The sequence below is a fragment of the Streptomyces sp. NPDC038280 genome (genome assembly GCF_055600045.1).
Genome location: NZ_JBVJYZ010000007.1, coordinates 258,384 through 278,648, shown reverse-complemented (window position 1 = coordinate 278,648; position 20,265 = coordinate 258,384). Strand labels below are relative to the sequence as shown.

Annotated in this window: 17 protein-coding genes; 10 read left to right on the top strand and 7 right to left on the bottom strand. The window is 70.4% G+C overall.

Annotated features, from left to right (window positions below; translation table 11 throughout):
- Positions 1–7 precede the first annotated feature (7 nt).
- The 3 genes from ACZ7J0_RS17675 to ACZ7J0_RS17665 all read left to right on the top strand — a co-directional run bounded on the left by ACZ7J0_RS17675 (position 8) and on the right by ACZ7J0_RS17665 (position 2,666).
- Complete coding sequence (locus tag ACZ7J0_RS17675; RefSeq protein WP_470888291.1) at positions 8–517, top strand: MarR family winged helix-turn-helix transcriptional regulator; 510 nt, start codon at positions 8–10, stop codon at positions 515–517.
- Positions 518–560: 43 nt separating this feature from the next.
- Positions 561–893: a DUF3817 domain-containing protein gene (locus tag ACZ7J0_RS17670; RefSeq protein ID WP_470888289.1), complete on the top strand. Its 333-nt coding sequence runs from the start codon at positions 561–563 to the stop codon at positions 891–893.
- A gap of 72 nt (positions 894–965) precedes the next feature.
- Complete coding sequence (locus tag ACZ7J0_RS17665) at positions 966–2,666, top strand: acyl-CoA mutase large subunit family protein (protein WP_470888287.1); 1,701 nt, start codon at positions 966–968, stop codon at positions 2,664–2,666.
- 65 nt (positions 2,667–2,731) lie between these two features.
- On the opposite strand, the gene ACZ7J0_RS17660 is transcribed toward ACZ7J0_RS17665, so the two are convergent.
- Positions 2,732–3,358, bottom strand: coding sequence for a TetR/AcrR family transcriptional regulator (locus tag ACZ7J0_RS17660; RefSeq protein ID WP_470888286.1), 627 nt, complete (start codon positions 3,356–3,358; stop codon positions 2,732–2,734).
- A gap of 230 nt (positions 3,359–3,588) precedes the next feature.
- Between ACZ7J0_RS17660 and ACZ7J0_RS17655 the strand changes: the two genes are divergently transcribed.
- The 4 genes from ACZ7J0_RS17655 (at position 3,589) to ACZ7J0_RS17640 (ending at position 7,782) form a co-directional block, all read left to right on the top strand.
- Positions 3,589–4,557 carry a tetratricopeptide repeat protein gene (locus tag ACZ7J0_RS17655; protein ID WP_470888284.1) on the top strand — a complete coding sequence of 323 codons (969 nt, stop codon included), beginning with the start codon at positions 3,589–3,591 and terminating at the stop codon, positions 4,555–4,557.
- 589 nt (positions 4,558–5,146) lie between these two features.
- Entirely contained in the window at positions 5,147–5,785 is a 639-nt protein-coding gene (locus ACZ7J0_RS17650; protein WP_470888283.1) for a DUF6230 family protein, read from the top strand.
- A 109-nt stretch (positions 5,786–5,894) separates the two neighbouring features.
- Positions 5,895–6,467, top strand: coding sequence for a DUF6114 domain-containing protein (locus ACZ7J0_RS17645; protein WP_470888281.1), 573 nt, complete (start codon positions 5,895–5,897; stop codon positions 6,465–6,467).
- The gene (locus ACZ7J0_RS17640) at positions 6,457–7,782 is read left to right on the top strand and encodes a hypothetical protein (protein ID WP_470888279.1); all 1,326 of its coding nucleotides are present in this window, start codon (positions 6,457–6,459) and stop codon (positions 7,780–7,782) included. Before ACZ7J0_RS17645 ends, ACZ7J0_RS17640 begins: the two co-directional genes overlap by 11 nt.
- Positions 7,783–7,877: 95 nt before the next feature.
- Here the strand turns inward: ACZ7J0_RS17640 and pyk are convergent, their stop codons facing one another.
- The 3 genes from pyk to pta all read right to left on the bottom strand — a co-directional run bounded on the left by pyk (position 7,878) and on the right by pta (position 12,687).
- The gene (pyk, locus tag ACZ7J0_RS17635) at positions 7,878–9,311 is read right to left on the bottom strand and encodes a pyruvate kinase (RefSeq protein WP_470888277.1); all 1,434 of its coding nucleotides are present in this window, start codon (positions 9,309–9,311) and stop codon (positions 7,878–7,880) included.
- A gap of 74 nt (positions 9,312–9,385) precedes the next feature.
- Positions 9,386–10,609, bottom strand: coding sequence for an acetate kinase (locus tag ACZ7J0_RS17630; protein WP_470888275.1), 1,224 nt, complete (start codon positions 10,607–10,609; stop codon positions 9,386–9,388).
- Positions 10,606–12,687 carry a phosphate acetyltransferase gene (gene pta / locus ACZ7J0_RS17625; protein WP_470888273.1) on the bottom strand — a complete coding sequence of 694 codons (2,082 nt, stop codon included), beginning with the start codon at positions 12,685–12,687 and terminating at the stop codon, positions 10,606–10,608. Before pta ends, ACZ7J0_RS17630 begins: the two co-directional genes overlap by 4 nt.
- 259 nt (positions 12,688–12,946) lie before the next feature.
- On the opposite strand from pta, the gene ACZ7J0_RS17620 reads away from it, so the two are divergent.
- Together ACZ7J0_RS17620 and ACZ7J0_RS17615 are read left to right on the top strand one after the other, a co-directional pair.
- Complete coding sequence (locus tag ACZ7J0_RS17620; RefSeq protein WP_470888271.1) at positions 12,947–13,972, top strand: ATP-dependent 6-phosphofructokinase; 1,026 nt, start codon at positions 12,947–12,949, stop codon at positions 13,970–13,972.
- 266 nt (positions 13,973–14,238) lie between these two features.
- Positions 14,239–15,387, top strand: a complete 1,149-nt coding sequence (locus tag ACZ7J0_RS17615) for an RICIN domain-containing protein (protein WP_470888269.1) — start codon at positions 14,239–14,241, stop codon at positions 15,385–15,387.
- A gap of 73 nt (positions 15,388–15,460) precedes the next feature.
- On the opposite strand, the gene ACZ7J0_RS17610 is transcribed toward ACZ7J0_RS17615, so the two are convergent.
- From ACZ7J0_RS17610 to ACZ7J0_RS17600, 3 genes are all read right to left on the bottom strand, one after another.
- On the bottom strand, positions 15,461–16,069 hold the full coding sequence (locus ACZ7J0_RS17610; protein ID WP_470888365.1) for a helix-turn-helix domain-containing protein: 609 nt from the start codon (positions 16,067–16,069) through the stop codon (positions 15,461–15,463).
- 234 nt (positions 16,070–16,303) lie between these two features.
- Entirely contained in the window at positions 16,304–16,978 is a 675-nt protein-coding gene (locus tag ACZ7J0_RS17605; protein WP_470888268.1) for a response regulator, read from the bottom strand.
- On the bottom strand, positions 16,975–18,642 hold the full coding sequence (locus tag ACZ7J0_RS17600) for a sensor histidine kinase (RefSeq protein ID WP_470888266.1): 1,668 nt from the start codon (positions 18,640–18,642) through the stop codon (positions 16,975–16,977). The genes ACZ7J0_RS17605 and ACZ7J0_RS17600 overlap by 4 nt, the downstream gene beginning before the upstream one ends.
- Before the next feature lie 106 nt (positions 18,643–18,748).
- Between ACZ7J0_RS17600 and ACZ7J0_RS17595 the strand changes: the two genes are divergently transcribed.
- Positions 18,749–20,155 carry a cation:dicarboxylate symporter family transporter gene (locus ACZ7J0_RS17595; protein WP_470888264.1) on the top strand — a complete coding sequence of 469 codons (1,407 nt, stop codon included), beginning with the start codon at positions 18,749–18,751 and terminating at the stop codon, positions 20,153–20,155.
- Positions 20,156–20,265: the final 110 nt, after the last annotated feature.

Below are 20,265 nucleotides of genomic sequence, written 5' to 3'. Positions count from 1 at the left end.
CGGTGCCGTGCCGAAACCGCTCAGTCTTCCCTTCGACCCCATCGCCCGCGCCGACGAACTCTGGCAGAACCGCTGGGGCCCGGTGCCGTCGATGGCCGCGATCACCTCGATCATGCGGGCGCACCAGATCCTGCTCGCCGAGGTCGACGCCGTGGTGAAGCCGTACGGACTGACCTTCGCGCGCTACGAGGCGCTGGTGCTGCTCACCTTCTCCAAGGCCGGCGAGCTGCCGATGTCCAAGATCGGCGAGCGGCTGATGGTCCACCCGACGTCGGTGACGAACACCGTGGACCGGCTGGTGAAGTCCGGTCTCGTCGACAAGCGGCCCAACCCCAACGACGGCCGCGGCACCCTCGCCTCCATCACGGAGAGGGGCCGTGAGGTGGTCGAGGCGGCGACCCGCGATCTGATGGCGATGGACTTCGGGCTCGGGGTGTACGACGCCGAGGAGTGCGCCGAGATCTTCGCGACGCTGCGGCCCCTGCGGGTGGCCGCCGGCGACTTCGAGGAGTCCTGACCCGCGCGAAGATCGCCCGGAACGTGCCGTTACGCTCGATGCCATGAAAAAGAGCGTGCTGACCCGCTACCGGGTCATGGCCCTGGTGACCGCCGTCATGCTGCTGGTGCTCTGCACCTGCATGATCTTCAAGTACGGCTTCGGCAAGGGTGAGGACCTCACCTTCGTGGTCTCCCAGATCCACGGCGTGCTCTACATCATCTATCTGATCTTCGCCTTCGACCTGGGCTCCAAGGCCAAGTGGCCGTTCGGCAAGCTGCTCTGGGTCCTGGTCTCCGGGACCATCCCGACCGCCGCCTTCTTCGTCGAGCGCAAGGTCGCCCGCGAGGTCGAGCCGCTGGTCACCGACGGCGCCCCGGCGCCCGTCAAGGCCTAGTCCTACCGCCGTACGGATGCGTACGGCGGTTGACCATCGACATTTACTAGGACGTCCTAGTAAATTTGAAGCATGGACGCTGACGCGATTGAGGAAGGCCGCCGTCGCTGGCAGGCCCGGTACGACAAAGCCCGCAAGCGCGACGCGGACTTCACCACGCTCTCCGGGGACCCGGTCGAGCCCGTGTACGGCCCCCGGCCGGGCGACACCTACGAAGGCTTCGAGCGGATCGGCTGGCCGGGGGAGTACCCCTTCACCCGGGGTCTGCACGCCACCGGCTACCGCGGCCGGACCTGGACCATCCGGCAGTTCGCCGGCTTCGGCAACGCCGAGCAGACCAATGAGCGCTACAAGATGATCCTGGCGGCCGGCGGCGGCGGGCTCTCCGTCGCCTTCGACATGCCGACCCTGATGGGCCGCGACTCCGACGACCCGCGTTCGCTCGGCGAGGTCGGCCACTGCGGTGTCGCCATCGACTCCGCCGCCGACATGGAGGTCCTGTTCAAGGACATCCCGCTGGGCGACGTCACCACCTCCATGACGATCAGCGGGCCCGCCGTGCCCGTCTTCTGCATGTACCTGGTCGCCGCCGAGCGCCAGGGCGTGGACCCCGCGGTGCTCAACGGCACGCTCCAGACGGACATCTTCAAGGAGTACATCGCGCAGAAGGAGTGGCTCTTCCAGCCCGAGCCCCATCTGCGCCTGATCGGCGACCTGATGGAGCACTGCGCGCAGGGCATCCCCGCGTACAAGCCCCTCTCGGTCTCCGGCTACCACATCCGCGAGGCGGGCGCGACGGCCGCGCAGGAGCTGGCGTACACGCTCGCCGACGGCTTCGGCTACGTCGAACTCGGCCTCTCCCGGGGCCTGGACGTGGACGTCTTCGCACCCGGCCTGTCGTTCTTCTTCGACGCGCACCTCGACTTCTTCGAGGAGATCGCCAAGTTCCGCGCCGCGCGCCGCATCTGGGCCCGCTGGATGAAGGAGGTGTACGGCGCGAAGACCGACAAGGCGCAGTGGCTGCGCTTCCACACCCAGACCGCCGGTGTGTCCCTCACCGCCCAGCAGCCGTACAACAACGTCGTACGGACGGCCGTCGAGGCGCTCGCCGCGGTGCTCGGCGGCACCAACTCCCTGCACACCAACGCCCTGGACGAGACCCTCGCGCTGCCGAGCGAGCAGGCCGCCGAGATCGCCCTGCGCACCCAGCAGGTGCTGATGGAGGAGACCGGCGTCGCCAATGTGGCCGACCCGCTGGGCGGTTCGTGGTTCATCGAGCAGCTCACCGACCGCATCGAGGCCGACGCCGAGAAGATCTTCGACCAGATCAAGGAGCGGGGCACCCGGGCGCACCCCGACGGACAGCACCCGATCGGGCCGATCACCTCGGGCATCCTGCGGGGCATCGAGGACGGCTGGTTCACCGGTGAGATCGCCGAGTCGGCCTTCCAGTACCAGAAGTCCCTGGAGAAGGGCGACAAGCGGGTCGTCGGCGTCAACGTCCACCACGGCTCGGTCACCGGCGACCTGGAGATCCTGCGGGTCAGCCACGAGGTGGAGCGCGAGCAGGTGCGGGTCCTGGCCGACCGCAAGGCCGGCCGTGACGACGCCGCCGTGCGCGGCGCCCTGGACGCGATGCTGGCGGCGGCCAGGGACGGCTCGAACATGATCGCGCCGATGCTGGAGGCCGTCCGAGCCGAGGCCACGCTCGGGGAGATCTGCGACGCCCTGCGCGACGAGTGGGGCACGTACACCGAGCCGCCCGGCTTCTAGGGAGTCGCACGCCAGGCAAGACTTTCCGGACACGACCTGGCCACCGTGGCGCGGTGCCGGGGCGCTCAGCCGCCGGCCGCCGCCCCCAGGCCCCCGATCAGCAGCGCGGTGAAGCGCCGGACCCACTCCTCGTCCACGGGTTCGGCGCTCACCAGCGCCCGGTGCACCACGGCCCCCGCGATCACGTCGAAGATCAGGTCGTCGGTGCCCTCCATCGCGCCCGGATCCCGGTCCGCGGGCAGCTCGCCCCGCTCCTGGGCGCGCTGACGACCCTCCAGAACCAGCCTCTTCTGACGGTCCACGATGGACGTCCGGATCCGCATCCGCAGGGGCTCGTCGCGCGTGGACTCCGCCACCACCGCCATCAGTGCCGTCTTGGTCTCGGGCCGCTCCAGGAGAGCCGCGAACTGCAGCACCACGTTCTCGATGTCGGCCCGGAGGCTGCCGAGATCGGGCAGTTCGAGCTCGTCGAAGAGCACGGCGACCGCGTCCACGACCAGCTCGTTCTTGCTCGCCCACCGCCGGTAGAGCGTCGTCTTGGCGACCTTGGCGCGGGTCGCCACATCGCCCATGGTCAGCTTCGACCAGCCCAGTTCCACCAGTGCGTCACGGGTCGCCTCGAGGATCGCGGCATCGGCCTCGACACTGCGGGGGCGCCCGGTTCGGCTGCGGGAAGTGGTGCGGCTACACATGACGGCGACCATACCGGCGAGTAAGTAATGCGCCAGTGTCCTCGCCGTGTGAGCCAGTTCACCCGCCGGTTTTCCCGCCGCCCCGAGAAGATCCAGTTACGCTACGACTCGTAGCGAAAGGCTTGAGCGGCCCCAGCGACAACCACAGGCGCCAGGTGGGGACCCGGCGCCACAGCGAAGAGTGGCAAGAGGCTTACCGGTTACGCGCGCGGAAGGGGGAGGATGTACTCATGCAGCCTAGGAACATGTCCATGAGCGGCGTCGTCGACCTCGCCGCGGTGAAGGCGGCCGGAGAGGCCAAGGTCAAGGCGGAGCAGGCGCGCGCCGAAGCGGCCCGTCAGGGCGGCGGTACCGCGGCGGTGGCCCCCTCCGCCCTGGTGATCGATGTCGACGAGGCGGGCTTCGAGCGCGAGGTGCTCCAGCGCTCCACCGAGGTGCCGGTCGTCCTCGACTTCTGGGCCGAGTGGTGCGAGCCGTGCAAGCAGCTGAGCCCCCTTCTCGAGCGCCTCGCCGTTGAGTACAACGGCCGTTTCGTGCTCGCCAAGATCGACGTCGACGCCAACCAGATGTTGATGCAGCAGTTCGGGATCCAGGGGATTCCGGCCGTCTTCGCGGTGGTCGCCGGCCAGGCGCTGCCGCTCTTCCAGGGCGCCGCCCCGGAGGCCCAGATCCGCCAGACCCTGGACCAGCTGATCCAGGTCGGCGAGGAGCGCTTCGGTCTCACCGGCGTCGTGGTCGACCCGGAGGCCGACCCGTCCGCCCCCGCCCCCGTGCCCGTCGGCCCGTACGACGCGCTGCTCGAAGCGGCCGTCCAGGCGCTGGACGCCGGCGACCTCGGTGGCGCGATCCAGGCGTACAAGAACGTCCTCGGCGACGACCCAGGCAACCTGGAGGCCAAGCTCGGCCTCGCCCAGGCCGAGTTGCTCGCCCGGGTGCGGGACCTGGACCCGGCGCAGGTGCGCAAGGACGCCGCGGAGAACCCGGCGGACCCGACGGCCCAGATCGCCGCGGCCGACCTGGATCTCGTGGGCGGCCACGTCGAGGACGCCTTCGGGCGGCTGATCGACGTCGTGCGGCGCACCGCGGGCGAGGACCGGGACAGGGCGCGGCTGCGCCTCCTCGAACTCTTCGAGGTCATCGGCTCCGACGACTCCCGGGTGACCGCCGCCCGGTCGGCTCTGGCGCGCGTGCTGTTCTGACCCCCTGAACACCCCGTACGCCACTGATTTGGCGACACAGTGACAAAACGCGGCCGCGCTTTACCAAAACTTGGTAATCGCGGCCGCTGTTACTCGTAGTAAATCAAACTCATATTTCTGTCCGGTTTTTACCGGCAATCTCCCTCTATGTCGTACACCCGGGTGGCACCCTGTGTGGCCGGTCGACATCACCCCGTCGTGGCGTGGTTATCCACCCGTTACTAGTCAGTAACGAACCCCCTTGTGCCCCGGCTCGGAATGGACCACGATCGGCGACGCTCGGTCCTCCACCGCACCAGCCCGGCAACCTGCCGGGTGAGCGGGGAGGGTCCCCACCGAGCTGGTCGGTGACGGTGTCGCCGGCTGTGGACAGGGGGGTTCCTGCTGATCCGGCAGGGCCTGTCCAAACAGGTTGTGTGGACGCGTGAAGCACAGCCAGTGGTTGTCGCTCGGGGGTGATCGCCGGTGATTCGGACGCACCTCGCGCCTGGAGTACGGCGCTCTCCTTCCCGAGGACGTAGCACTTCTCCCATCCCAGGACGGGCCCTGGGCCCATCCGGAGATGTACGTCCGAGAAGGAGGAATTCTCATGAAGTCCCAGGTTCGTGGCGGTACCAGATGGAAGCGGTTCGCCGTTGTCATGGTGCCGAGCGTGGTCGCTACGGCCGCGATCGGTGTCGGCCTGGCGCAGGGCGCGCTCGCCGCGTCGTTCAGCATCTCCGGCCAAGAGTTCAAGGTTAAGGCTGACAGCCTCAAGGGCAACGACTTCGTCCAGTACGGAAGCGTCGCCAGCGGCAAGGACCTCAAGGGCAAGCCGTTCGCCGAGCCGGTCGCCGTGTCGGGCTTCAGCGAGGCCTGGATCACCAACATGTGCCAGTCGGTCGTCACGCCCGACGTGCCGTTCATCGGCAGCGTCAGCCTCGAGCTGAGGGCCGGCACCGAGGACAAGAAGCCGGTCTACGCGAAGGACATCTACCTCGATGTCTCCTCGCTGAAGGCCGACGCCGAGTTCGGCAACATCGACATCGGTGTGGCCGCGGGCTCGCTGAAGGACCCGGGCATTCAGCCGGGCACCCAGGCCAACCCGTACGGCTTCTCGCAGCGCGCCAAGACGGCGACGCTCACGGGCGTGGAGCAGAAGGCCTGGGCGACCACCGCCGGCACCTTCAAGCTCCCCAACCTGAGCCTGAAGCTGCACAAGGGCACCAAGGAGTGCTTCTCCGAGTAAGAAGCTCCAGACGGGCGTGGGCCGCGGTCGTGGCCCCGCCCGTTCCGGTCCCCTTCATTACTTTTCACCACCTTTTCTCAGCAACACCGCTTCCAGGGAGCTGTTTTCCATGAGCGCCGAGTCCACTGGTTCCCACGGATTCCCCTACTGGTGGCTGCGTTTCCGGGCGTGGCGTGGCAACCGGCCGTTCTGGGGCGGGCTGTTCACCATGCTCGGCGGCGTACCGATCGCCTACCTGCCCTACGCCGACATGCGGCTGGGCAACATGACGATCGCCATGTCGACCACGGCGGGCGCAGGATCGCTGATCATCGGTGTCCTGCTCGTCACCCTCGGTCTCACGATGTGGTTCCAGGCCGCCGTCCGGGTCTTCGCGGGCGTCGCTGCCATCGTGCTGGCCCTGGTGTCCCTTCCGGTGGCCAACATCGGCGGCTTCCTCATCGGCTTCCTCTGCTCGCTGCTCGGAGGCGCGCTCTCCGCGGCGTGGGCCCCGGGAGTGCCGGTGGAGGAGGGCGACGCGGTGCGGGCCGAGCAGGCGCAGCACGACGGGACCGCGGGGCCTTCGGGCACCGACGGCGCCTCTGTCCTCCCCGAGCAGCGTGCCGGCGAGGAGTCGTACTCGAACGCGAACGCCCATGAAACGGCGTTCGACGCCAACGGCGGGAGGAACAGTGCGGGGTGACGAAACACAGTCGGCGACGGCTGGGGGCGACGCCACTCTGGCAAGAAGCGGGCCGCGACACGCGGCCCCCCGGAAGTCGCTGCTGAGCAAGATCCAGGCCCCCGCCGGCAAGGCGATGGCCCTGGCGGCGATGCCGACCGCCGTCTTCATCGGTCTGGGCCTGACCCCGAAGCTCGCGCTCGCCGACGAGAAGGACATCCCCTTCGCGCCCGGCCCGTGCGTGACGCGCTCCGACGAGCCGTCGGAGTCGGACAAGCCCACCGCGTCGAAGAGCCCGGAGGAGTCGACCAAGCCGTCGGCGAAGCCGAGCGCGAGCGAGTCGGCGGGCAAGGACGACGCCGGGTCCAAGGACGACACGGACACGGCGGACGGCAAGAAGCCCACTCCCGGCGCCAGCCCCTCCGCGAGCACCAGCGGTACGCAGACCCTGCCGAAGGACACGGCCGCCCAGGCGCCCGCCCCGGCCCCGACCCCGACGAAGTCGGTCAACCCGCTCGACCCGCTGGGTCTCGGCGACAAGATCAAGGACATCTTCGACGGCCCCGACGAGCAGCCGACGGCCACCCCGTCGACCACTGCCCCGAGCGTGCCGGACAGCCCGTCCACCAAGCCCTCGACGCAGCCGAGCACCGAGCCGAGCACCGAGCCGAGCACCGAGCCGTCCGCGGAGTCGGGCGGCACGAAGACCGGCGAGGTCACCGACAGCACCAAGGACGCGATCAAGGACGCCGCCGACAAGGCCGGCGCCACGGTCGAGGAGCTGCCGGAGAAGGCCAAGGGCCTCGACCCCACGAAGGACGAGGACATACCCGAGGGCGCCAAGCAGCCCTTCCCCTGCCCGACGCCCGATCCCCAGGCGCTCGCGGACGCGAAGATGGAGCCGGGCATCCCGCTGCTCCCGGACGAGCCGTGGCTGCTGGAGAGCAGCCTGCTCACCCTGAAGGGCCTCGACTACCACGGCATCGTCGAGGTGAAGACGGGCAGCGGCAAGATCAAGAAGGTTCTGAAGTTCACCGCCACCGGCGTCGACATCAAGGACCTGCATCAGCTCACGGTCCACTCCGACGGTCTGACCGGCCACGTCAGGTCCAACGCGGGCTCGACGTCCACGATCACCGACGGCACGGTGACGATGTACACGGAGGAGCTGAAGGGCAACCTCTTCGGCCTCATTCCGATCACGTTCAGCCCGGAGACCCCGCCCCCGCTGAATGTTCCCTACGCCTTCTTCACCAAGGTGCACGTCAAGCAGGCCGGCCAGTTCGGCGGCACGCTCAAGGTGCCGGGCCTGCGGAACACGATCGAGCCCAGCTGATCCACCCCCAGACTTTTCCGGGAGCCGCGAAAAGCGGTGAGCCCCCGTCCGCACCGGACGGGGGCTCACCGCTTTTCGCGCGGTCCGCGCCGTGACTACTCGGCGGCGGCCTGGCCGCCCAGGTGGTGGACCCGGACCATGTTCGTGGTGCCCGGGACGCCGGGGGGCGAACCGGCGGTGATGATCATGGTGTCGCCCGCGTTGTACCGCTGGAGCTTCAGCAGCTCCGCGTCGACCAGGTCGACCATCGCGTCGGTGTTGTCCACGTACGGGACGACAAAGGACTCGACGCCCCAGCTCAGGGCGAGCTGGTTGCGGGTGCCCTCGTCGGTGGTGAAGGCCAGGATGGGCTGGGCCACGCGATAGCGGGAGAGGCGACGGGCGGTGTCGCCGGACTGGGTGAAGGCGACCAGCGACTCGGCGCCCAGGAAGTCCGCGATCTCGCAGGCCGCGCGGGCGACCGAGCCGCCCTGCGTACGCGGCTTCTTGCCCGGCACGAGCGGCTGCAGGCCCTTGGAGAGGAGCTCCTCCTCGGCCGCGGTGACGATCTTAGACATCGTCTTCACGGTCTCGATCGGGTACGCGCCGACGGAGGACTCCGCCGACAGCATGACCGCGTCCGCGCCGTCCAGGATCGCGTTGGCCACGTCGGAGGCCTCGGCGCGCGTGGGGCGCGAGTTGGTGATCATCGACTCCATCATCTGGGTGGCGACGATGACCGGCTTGGCGTTGCGGCGGCAGAGCTCCACGAGGCGCTTCTGCACCATCGGGACCTTCTCCAGCGGGTACTCGACCGCCAGGTCACCGCGGGCGACCATCACCGCGTCGAAGGCCGCCACGACGTCCGCCATGTTGTCGACGGCCTGCGGCTTCTCGACCTTGGCGATGACGGGGACCCGGCGGCCCTCCTCGTCCATCACCTTGTGGACGTCCTTGACGTCGTTGGCGTCCCGCACGAAGGAGAGCGCGACCATGTCGCAGCCCATCCGGAGCGCGAAGCGGAGGTCGTCGACGTCCTTCTCGGACAGGGCCGGGACGTTGACCGCGGCGCCGGGCAGGTTGATGCCCTTGTGGTCCGAGATCACGCCGCCCTCGACGACGATGGTCTTGACCCGGGTGCCGTCGACCTCGATGACCCGCAGCTCGACGTTGCCGTCGTTGATCAGGATCTGGTCGCCCTTGGAGACGTCTCCGGGCAGGCCCTTGTACGTGGTGCCGCAGATGGACTTGTCACCGGGGACGTCCTCGGTGGTGATGATGAACTCGTCGCCCCGGACCAGTTCGACCGGTCCCTCGGCGAAGGTCTCCAGGCGGATCTTCGGGCCCTGGAGGTCGGCGAGCACGCCCACGGCGCGGCCGGTGTCCTGCGAGGCCTGTCGGACGCGGTGGTACCGCTCCTCGTGGTCGGCGTGGGTCCCGTGGCTGAAGTTGAAGCGGGCCACGTTCATGCCGGCCTCGATGAGCGCTTTCAGCTGCTCGTAGGAGTCGACGGCGGGGCCCAGTGTGCAGACGATTTTGGAACGGCGCATAAGGCGGATCCTATCGGTTTGTTTCCCTGCGGAATATTCCGTCTGGTGGAAAGTACAAATGGGCGGGGGCCCGCTCAGGCGTTCACAAGATCGAACGTCTGACGCGCGATTTCGAGCTCCTCGTCCGTCGGCACTACTGCCACCGCCACTCGCGCGTATTCCGGCGAGATGAGCCGTGGCTCGTCGGAACGTACGCCATTGAGTTCCGCGTCCACCGCCAGGCCCAGCTCCTCCAGGCCCGTGACCGCAGCTTCCCGCACCGGGGCGGCGTTCTCCCCGACACCCGCCGTGAACGCCACCGCGTCCACCCGGCCGAGTACCGCGTAGTACGCGCCGATGTATTTCCTCAGCCGGTGGATGTAGATGTCGAAAGCGAGCCGGGCCCGCTCGTCGCCCTCGTCGATCCGCCGGCGGATCTCCCGCATGTCGTTGTCGCCGCAGAGCCCCACCAGACCGCTCTTCTTGTTCAGCAGCGTGTCGATGTCGTCCGCGCTCATTCCGGCGACCCGCATGAGGTGGAAGGTCACGGCCGCGTCGATGTCACCGGAGCGCGTGCCCATCACCAGACCCTCCAGCGGCGTCAGCCCCATTGAGGTGTCGACACAGCGTCCGCCCGCGACCGCCGACGCCGACGCGCCGTTGCCCAAATGCAGCACGATCACATTGACGTCCTCCGGCGCCTTTCCGAGCAGCTTCGCCGTCTGCCGCGACACATAGGCGTGCGAGGTGCCGTGGAAGCCGTAGCGCCGGATGCGGTGCGCGTCCGCGGTCTCCACGTCGATCGCGTACCGGGCGGCGTACTCCGGCATGGTCGTGTGGAACGCGGTGTCGAACACCGCCACTTGCGGCAGATCGGGGCGCAGCGCCCGCGCGGTCCGGATGCCGGTGATGTTCGCCGGGTTGTGCAGGGGCGCGACCGGGACCAGCCGCTCGATCTCCGCCATGACCTCCTCGGTGATCACCGTCGGCGCGGTGAACTTCAGCCCGCCGTGCACGACTCGATGGCCGATCGCGGCCAAGTCCGGTGAGTCCAGGCCCAGTCCGTCGTGCGCAAGCTCCTCGGCGACGGCCTTCAGCGCCGCCGCGTGGTCGGCGATCGGGCCCGTACGCTCACGCCGGTCGGCCCCCGTGCTCAGCGGGGTGTGCACCAGCCGGGACGTCTCCTCTCCGATCCGCTCGACCAGGCCCATGGCCAGCCGCGAGCTGTCCCGCATGTCGAGCAGCTGGTACTTCACCGACGACGAGCCGGAGTTGAGAACGAGGACGCGCGTGGCCGTCCGGGCCTGCGTGGCCGTCATGCGGAGATCTCCTGACCCTGGGACTGGATCGCCGTGATGGCGACCGTGTTGACGATGTCGCTGACCAGCGCGCCGCGCGAGAGGTCGTTCACCGGCTTGCGCAGACCCTGCAGCACCGGGCCGACCGCGACGGCGCCGGCCGAACGCTGCACGGCCTTGTAGGTGTTGTTGCCGGTGTTGAGGTCCGGGAAGATCAGCACGCTCGCCTGGCCCGCCACCTCCGAGTCCGGCAGCTTCGTCGCGGCGACGGACGGCTCGACGGCCGCGTCGTACTGGATGGGGCCCTCGATGCTCAGGTCCGGGCGCGACTCACGGACCAGCTTCGTCGCCTCGCGCACCTTGTCCACGTCCGCGCCCGAGCCCGAGGTGCCGGTGGAGTACGAGAGCATCGCGATCCGCGGCTCCACCCCGAACCGGGCGGCCGTCGCGGCCGACTGGACGGCGATGTCGGCGAGCTGCTCGGCGTTCGGGTCCGGGTTGACCGCGCAGTCGCCGTAGACCAGCACCTTGTCGGCGAGGCACATGAAGAAGACCGAGGAGACGATCCCCGCGTCCGGCTTCGTCTTGATGATCTCGAAGGCCGGGCGGATCGTGGCGGCCGTGGAGTGCACCGAGCCGGAGACCATGCCGTCGGCCAGGCCCTCCTCGACCATGAGGGTGCCGAAGTAGTTCACGTCCGCCACCACGTCGTACGCCAGCTCCACGGTCACGCCCTTGTGGGCGCGCAGCCGCGCGTACTGCTCGGCGAAGCGCGGGCGCAGCTCGGAGGTCTGCGGGTCGATCAGCTGCGTGGCGCTCAGATCGATCCCGAGATCGGCGGCCTTCTTGCGGATGACCTCGACGTCGCCGAGCAGAGTCAGGTCGCACACATCACGCCGCACCAGCACATCGGCCGCCCGCAGCACCCGCTCCTCGGTGCCCTCCGGCAGAACCACCCGGCGCCGGTCGGCCCGCGCCTGCTCCAGCAGGTCGTGCTCGAACATCATCGGCGTGACCCGGCCACTGCGCGCCACCGAGATCCGCTTCAGCAGATCGGCGGTGGTCACGTGCCGCTCGAAGAGACCGAGCGCGGTCTCGGCCTTGCGGGGTGTCGCCGCGCTCAACTTGCCTTCGAGGGCGAAGAGTTCGGCGGCGGTCGGGAAGCTGTTGCCGGCGACCGAGATCACCGGGGTGCCGGGCGCCAGCCGGGCCGCCAGCGTGAGGATCTCCTCGCTCGGCCGCTCGTTCAGGGTGAGCAGGACGCCCGCTATCGGTGGCGTGCCGGCGGAGTGCGCGGCGAGCGCGCCCACCACCAGGTCGGCCCGGTCGCCGGGGGTGACGACCAGGCACCCCGGGGTCAGCGCGTTCAGGAAGTTCGGCAGCATCGCCCCGCCGAAGACGAAGTCCAGGGCGTCCCGTGCGAGCCCCGCGTCGTCACCGAGCACCACCGTGCCCCCTAGGGCGTGGGTGATCTGGGCGACCGTGGGCGCGGCCAGGGCCGGCTCGTCGGGCAGGACGTAGCAGGGGACCGGGAGGCGGGCGGCCAGCCGGTCGGCGATGGCCTCGCGGTCCGCCGCGGCGACCCGGTTCACCACCATGGCGAGGACGTCGCAGCCGAGCCCGTCGTACGCCCGGAAGGCGTTGCGGGCCTCGGCCCGGACGGCCTCGGCCTCCTGCTTCCTGCCGCCGACGACCGGGATCACCGAGGCGCCGAACTCATTGGCCAACCGGGCGTTGAGCGCCAGCTCGTCGGGGAGCTGGGTACCTGCGAAGTCGGTGCCGAGGACGAGCACGACCTCGTACTCCCGCGCCACCCGGTGGAAGCGTTCGACGAGCCGGGACACCAGCTCGTCGGTACCCTGCTCGGCCTGGAGCGCCGACGCCTCGTAGTAGTCCATGCCGTACACGGAGGACGGATCCTGGGAGAGGCGGTAGCGCGTCCGCAGCAGTTCGAAGAGGCGGTCCGGCCCGTCGTGCACGAGCGGCCGGAACACTCCCACACGGTCCACCTGGCGGGTCAGGAGCTCCATGACCCCCAGCTCCACGACCTGCCGGCCGTCTCCGCGGTCGATCCCGGTCACGTACACGCTGCGCGTCACGCCGTCGTCTCCTGTCAAACGAGTGCGGTGGGAAATCCCCGATAGGGTGGCATTGCCCTCTTGACAATACCTCTGGCCATGGATAAAGCGCCCGTGGGATCTCCGGCCCCCCGACTGGGCAGGCGAGTGACCCCGACGGGCGAGTGAGCCAAAGGGGCGTCGGCGCATGCTGAAAGCGCCCCGGAGGCGAACCGAGCCCCGAAAGTGGGAGAATCGGTAAAGCTCACATGTACCACTACGGAGCAGGAGACACGGCACGATGCGCATCGGAGTTCTCACCGCAGGCGGCGACTGTCCCGGTCTGAACGCTGTGATCCGGTCGGTCGTGCACCGCGCGCTCACCGGGTACGGAGACGAAGTCATCGGTTTTGAGGACGGATTCAAGGGTCTCCTCGACGGGCACTACCGCCCCCTCGACCTCAACGCCGTCAGCGGCATCCTGGCCCGCGGCGGCACCATCCTCGGCTCGGCCCGCATGGAGCGCGCCCGGCTGAGCGAAGCCGCCGAGAACTGCGCGGAGTTGCAGAAGCGCTACGGCATCGACGCGCTCATTCCCATCGGCGGCGAGGGCACCCTGACCGCCGCCCGGCTGCTGTCCGACGCCGGCATGCCCGTCGTCGGCGTGCCGAAGACCATCGACAACGACATCTCCTCCACCGACCGCACGTTCGGCTTCGACACCGCCGTCATGGTCGCCACCGAGGCCATCGACCGGCTCAAGACCACCGCCGAGTCCCACCAGCGGGTCATGGTCGTCGAGGTCATGGGCCGGCACGCGGGCTGGATCGCCCTGGAGTCCGGGATGGCCGGCGGCGCCCACGGGATCTGCCTGCCCGAACGCCCCTTCCAGGTGGACGACCTGGTGAAGATGGTCGAGGAACGCTTCGCGCGCGGCAAGAAGTTCGCGGTCATCTGCGTCGCGGAGGGCGCGCACCCGGCCGAGGGCTCCATGGAGTACCAGAAGGGCGAGATCGACCAGTACGGCCACGAGCGCTTCCAGGGCATCGGCAACCGGCTGGCCGTCGAGCTGGAGCGGCGCATGGGCAAGGAGGCCCGGCCGGTCATCCTGGGACACGTCCAGCGCGGCGGCACGCCGACCGCGTACGACCGGGTGCTCGCCACCCGGTTCGGCTGGCACGCGGTGGAGGCGGTGCACCGCGGCGAGTACGGGCGGATGACCTCGCTGAGGGGCACGGAGGTCACCATGGTGCCGCTGCGGGAAGCCGTGACCCGCCTCAAGACGGTCCCCGAGAACCGCATGTTCGAGGCGGAGTCGGTCTTCTGACCGCGCGCGTGCCCCGGTGCCGGGGCGTCCGGGCGCTGTCCGGGACACACTTCGCCGAGTGACCCGTCGAGCGGCCCTGATCGTCACCCCCGTGGACGATCAGGGCCGTTCGTGCCCCCGCGGCATCCCGGCCCCCACCGGAATTGCCGGTTTCCACTCTTGAGTTGGGACGCGGGATCAACAAGGCTTAGGCATGTCCCGGACATGTCCCAACTCTGTCCGGTGGCGGTTCGGCACCTGGGCCGGGGAACGGGGGAGAGGCACGCATGGCCGATGGGGAGAGATCTCCCGATCCACGGGAGGCACGGAGCCCCGCCGAGTTCATCGCGCTGCTGGCCGCTCTCAAGGACTGGTCCGGGCTGACCTACCGCGAGCTGTCCGCGCGCGCTGAGGCGGTCGGGGACGTACTGCCCCGCTCGACCGTGGCGAACATGCTGTCGCGTGCGACCGTCCCCCGCGAGGAGCTGCTGACCGCCTTCGTGCGGGCGTGCGGCGCGGGTCCGGAGGCGCTGGAGAGCTGGCTGGCGGTCCGCAAGGAGCTGGCCGTACGGGGACGCTTCGACGCGGCATACGCCAAGGAGGCGGCCGAGGAGCCCGCCGGGGACCCGGCCGGGGGCGGGAGGACGGGCGGGGACGCGAGCGGGGCCGAGTGGGCGGAAGGCGCGCCGGGCGCCGGTGAGGCCCGTACGGAAGGCCGCCCCGAGAGCGAACGTACCCAGGAAGCGGGCGCCCGCCCGCACCGGCCGACGACCCCGGTGCCCGGACCCGGTTCCGGGCGCGGCCGGTCCGGGACGCCGCGCCTGCTGGTCGCCCTGATCGCCGTCGCGGCGCTGGTCATCGCCGTGGTGAGCGTGGTCGCTTATGTCCGCGAGGAGTCCCCCGGCAAGGGCGGCGCGACGGGTGGAGGGACCGTCGGCGCCCTCCGGCCGCCCGTCGCGCCCGCGCCCGGGTTCGTGGCGATCCGCGCTGTCCACTCCGGCCTGTGCCTGAACGAACGCCCGAAATCGAGGGAGGGGCAGGTCTACCAGGTGCGCTGCGAGGGAGCGGTCGTGCCCCAGTACGCCCTCGAACGGCTCGACGGCGGCCGGTGGCGGATCGTGTCGCACCATCCGGAGTTCGGCCCGGGCTGCTCGGGGATTCCGTCGGAGGCCCGGCTGCCGGGCGGCCCGCTGCAGGACAGCGAGTGCGGTCAGCGGGGTGACGCGGAGGCGTTCCGCATCGAGCCCTTCGGTACGCCGGTGAGGGGTTACCTGCTCAGGCCCACGCACACCGGGCTGTGTGTGGCGGTGGTGGGTGGTGACCCGAAGGCGGAGTGGGCGCGGCTGGAACAGACGCGGTGCGCGGAGGACGGGGCGGGACAGTTGTTCAGCTTCGACCCGAAGGCCGTCGATCCGGCGAAGAAGCCGGCCGCGTAGCGCGCGGACGCCGCACGGAGGGATGTGCGAGGGGTGCGCGGGGAGGGATGAGGGAGCGGGTCGGGCGTGTGGCTCAGTCGCCCGTCAGCTCCCAGAAGTGCGGGACGATCCGGTCCAGGAACGACCGCCCGGAGTCGCCGCTGCCGCCGGAGGCGCCCCAGCTGCTGGTGGCCGCCATCCGGGAGTGGTACTCGGTGTGCAGCTGCTGGAGGACCCGCTCCAGCACGGGCCTGGGTATCGGCAGGAGCTTGCCCAGCGGCTTCACATACGCCTGCCAGCGGGTCGTCGACGCGCTCTGCAGCAGCTCGGCCAGCTCATCGTCGCGGCCGGTGGCCGAGACGAGCGCGCGGGGCGACAGGACGAGGACCTCGGCGAGGGCGGTGGTCTGGCGCTCATTGCCGCGCCAGCGGCCGGAGTCCTCCATCCGCCGGTAGGCGTTCGCGTCCAGCCCGACCCGGCGGGCCAGGTCCTCGAGGGCCAGGCCGCGCGCCATCCGGTGTTCGCGCAGCGTCGTGGCGGCGGCGAGCAGCTCGGCCGGGGCGCACCAGAGCACTCCGGCGAGCGCGGTGAGCTCCTGCGAGCTGGGAGCGAGGTGACCGCGCTCCCAGGCGATGACGGTGTCGGGGGAGATGGGCAGGCCGTACTGGGCGCGCAGTCCGTAGGCGACATGGCCGGGGGCCATGCCGAGGGCTTCGCGCAGTCGACGTGCTGCTGGGGCGTTGAAGGGAGGGGAGGGTTGCACGCCGACACGGTAGAAGCATCCGGTCACAATTGGCTACGGTGCGTTCACCCAACGCCATAACTCGTAGGAACCTCTGAGAGACCCCCTCGGGGGGCCTGGGTCCGGACGCGGGCGTGGCTCCGGCCACCGTATCGAACTGGCTGGTAACACGGAAGAGGGCGTGCGGATCTTGTTTCAGCGGACGGAGGCGGTCCAGCGGTACTGGAGCTCCGGGCGTCCGACCTGGCCGTACTGGGGGCTGCGCGCCGCCCGGCCGTCGGTGACCAGGTGCTCCAGATAGCGGCGCGCGGTGATCCGGGAGATGCCGACGGCGCTCCCGGCCTCGCTCGCGGTGAGCCCGCCCGGCGCCTCGCGCAGGGTTCGGGTCACCGCCGCCAGGGTGGGCGCGCTGAGGCCCTTGGGCAGCGCGGCGGGCTGCGGGGTGCGCAGCGTGGCGAGCGCCCGGTCGACTTCCTCCTGGCCGGACGCCTCGCCGGCGGAGGCCCGGAATTCGGCGTAGCGGGTCAGGCGGTCGCGCAACGTCGCGAACGTGAAGGGCTTCAGGACGTACTGGACGACCCCGAGGGACACGCCCTCACGGACGATGCCCAGGTCCCGCGCGGACGTGACGGCGATGACGTCCGCCGCGTGACCGGCGGCGCGCAGCGCGCGGAGCAGCTGCAGGCCGTGTCCGTCGGGCAGGTACAGGTCGAGCAGGATCAGATCGACGGGCATGCGGTCCAGGGCGCGTACCGCGGCCGCGCGGGAGTGCGCCACCGCGACGACGGTGAACCCCGGGACGCGCCCCGCGTACAGCGCGTGCGCGTCGGCCGCGACCGGATCGTCCTCGACCACCAGAACCTTGATCATGCCGGGACCTCCGTGCGCCGCAGCGGCAGCCGTACGGTGAACTCGGCGCCGCCGTCCGGCCCCTGGGCCAGCTCGACCGCTCCGCGCGCCCGGTGGGCCGCCTGCCGCACGAGGGCCAGGCCGAGGCCCCGCCCGGTGCCCCGGGTCGACCAGCCGCGCTCGAACACGACGGCCGTGTCCTCGCCCCGCACCCCGGGCCCGCTGTCGCCCACCCGCAGCAGCAGCTCGGACTCGTCGGCGCGTGCGGTGACCGTGACGCGCGGCCTCCCCGGGGCGGCGCCCGTCCCCGGCGGCGTCGCCGGACGGGTCCGTTCCCCGCCCTCCGCCACCCGCTCCTCGTCGTCCGTCGCCGCCTCGACGGCGTTGTCGATCAGGTTGCCGAGGATGGTCACGAGGTCCCGGGCCGGGAGCGCCGGCGGAAGGAGGCCGTCGTCGATACGGCTGTCCGCGGTGAGGACCAGTTCCACGCCCCGCTCATTGGCCTGGGCCGCCTTGCCCAGCAGCAGGGCCGCGAGGACCGGCTCACCGACCGCGTCGACGACCCGGTCGGTCAGGGCCTGGGCCAGCTCCAGTTCGGCCGTCGCGAAGTCGACCGCCTCCTGCGAGCGGCCCAGCTCGATCAGCGAGACCACGGTGTGCAGCCGGTTCGCCGCCTCGTGGGCCTGCGAGCGCAGCGCCTGGGTGAAGCCCCGTTCGGAGTCCAACTCGCCGGAGAGTGCCTGCAGTTCGGTGTGGTCGCGGAGTGTCACGACCGTACCGCGCCGCTCGCCGCCGACCACCGGGCGGGTGGACACCACCAGTACCCGGTCGGCCGTCAGGTGCAGCTCGTCGACCCGCGGTTCACTCGACAGGAGGGCGCCGGTCAGGGACTTCGGGAGCCCGAGGTCGGCGACCGGGGCGCCCACCGCGTCGGCGTCCAGGCCGAGCAGCTCCCGCGCGCCGTCGTTGATCAGGGCGATCCGGCGCTGACCGTCCAGCATCACCAGACCCTCGCGCACCGCGTGCAGCGCGGCCTCGTGGTAGTCGTGCATCCGGCTCAGCTCGGCGGCGTTCATGCCGTGGGTGTGCCGCCGCAGCCGCGCGTTGATGACGTAGGTCCCCGCGCCGCCGAGCGCCAGCGCCGCGCCCGCCATCACGAGGAGCGCGGTCACCTGCTCCCGCATCTGCGCGCTGATCCGCTCGATGGTGATGCCCGCGCTGACCAGGGCGACGACCTTGCCGTCGTCGACGACCGGCGCGACCGTGCGCACGGAGGGGCCGAGCACACCCAGGTGCGTCTCGGAGAAGGTCCGGCCCTGTACGGCGGGCTCGATGTGCCCGAGGTAGGTCCGGCCGATCTGGGCCGGCTCCGGGTGCGTCCAGCGCGTCCCGTCCGGGGCCATGATCACCACGAACGTGACCCCCGCTTCCTTGCGCAGCGCCTCGGCGTACGGCTGGAGCAGCGCGGTCGGGTGCGGGGAGCGGGCCGCCTCCACCACGGACGGGGAGGCGGCGACGGCCGTCGCGGTCGCCGTGGACTGCCGGCGGGCGGTCTCCTCGGCCTGCGAGCGGTCCGTCACATAGGCGAAGACCGCGCACCCGGCCACGATCGCGGCCACCAGCACGACCTGCATCGCGAAGAGCTGCCCGGCGAGGCTGCGGGGCCGGGGGCGGGGTATGCGCATGCACTCAGTCTGCCTGGCTGGAATTGCATGGCGGAATCGCGTGTCTCAATCGTGTCGGCGGATCGGTGAACGAAACGCACGCAAGGGTGACCGGGCTCACAGGGTGATGGATAGTCGCCGCAATCCCCCGGGACGGGGACACCATCTGGACGAGGAGGACCCCGTGGCCGCAGGACGGGACCGTACCCACTATCTGTATCTGGCAGTCATCGGTGCCGTCGTGCTCGGCATCACCGTCGGCTTCGCCGCCCCCGGCGTCGCCGTCGAGCTCAAACCGCTCGGCACCGGCTTCGTGAATCTGATCAAGATGATGATCTCGCCGATCATCTTCTGCACGATCGTGCTGGGGGTCGGCTCGGTCCGCAAGGCCGCGAAGGTGGGCGCGGTGGGCGGCCTCGCCCTCGGCTACTTCATGGTCATGTCGTCCGTCGCCCTCGCCATCGGCCTGCTCGTCGGCAATCTGCTCGACCCGGGTTCCGGTCTGCACCTCACCAAGGAGGTGGCGGCCGCGGGCGAGAAGCAGGCCGCGGGCGGCGGTGAGAGCACCGCGGACTTCCTCCTCGGCATCATCCCCAAGACCCTGGTCTCCGCCTTCACCGAGGGCGAGGTCCTCCAGACGCTGCTGGTCGCGCTGCTCGCCGGCTTCGCGCTGCAGGCCATGGGCAAGGCGGGCGAGCCGGTTCTGCGCGGCATCGGACACATCCAGCGTCTGGTCTTCCGCATTCTCGCCATGATCATGTGGGCCGCCCCGGTGGGCGCCTTCGGAGCCATCGCCGCGGTGGTCGGAGAGACGGGCGTGGACGCCCTGAAGTCCCTCGCCGTCATCATGATCGGCTTCTACGCGACCTGCGTGCTCTTCGTCTTCCTGGTGCTCGGCACGCTGCTGCGGCTGGTCGCCGGCATCAACATCTTCACGCTGCTGAAGTACCTGGGCCGGGAGTTCCTGCTGATCCTCTCCACCTCGTCGTCGGAGTCGGCGCTGCCGCGTCTCATCGCGAAGATGGAGCACCTCGGGGTGAGCAAGCCCGTCGTCGGCATCACCGTTCCGACCGGCTACTCCTTCAACCTCGACGGCACCGCGATCTACCTGACGATGGCCTCGCTCTTCGTCGCCGAGGCGATGGGCAACCCGCTGTCGGTCGGCGAGCAGATCTCGCTCCTCGTCTTCATGATCATCGCCTCCAAGGGCGCGGCGGGCGTCACCGGCGCGGGCCTGGCCACCCTCGCGGGCGGCCTCCAGTCGCACCGGCCCGAACTGGTCGACGGCGTCGGCCTGATCGTCGGCATCGACCGCTTCATGAGCGAGGCCCGCGCCCTGACCAACTTCGCGGGCAACGCGGTCGCGACCGTACTGGTCGGCACCTGGACGAAGGAGATCGACAAGGAACGGGCCGCCGAAGTCCTCGCCGGCCGTGTGCCGTTCGACGAGAAGACCCTGGTCGACGATCACGCCGAGGCCCCGGCGGACGTGCCGGAGCAGCGGGGCGACGAGAAGGCCCCCGCGGTGGTCTGAGGCTTCCCGCGGCGCGTGGGCCCGCCGGCGTACGGACAGCGTCCGTACGCCGGCGGGCCGGCCGGTCAGGTCGGGGGGTACGTCCCCGAGGCCGGTCCGGAGTCACGAAG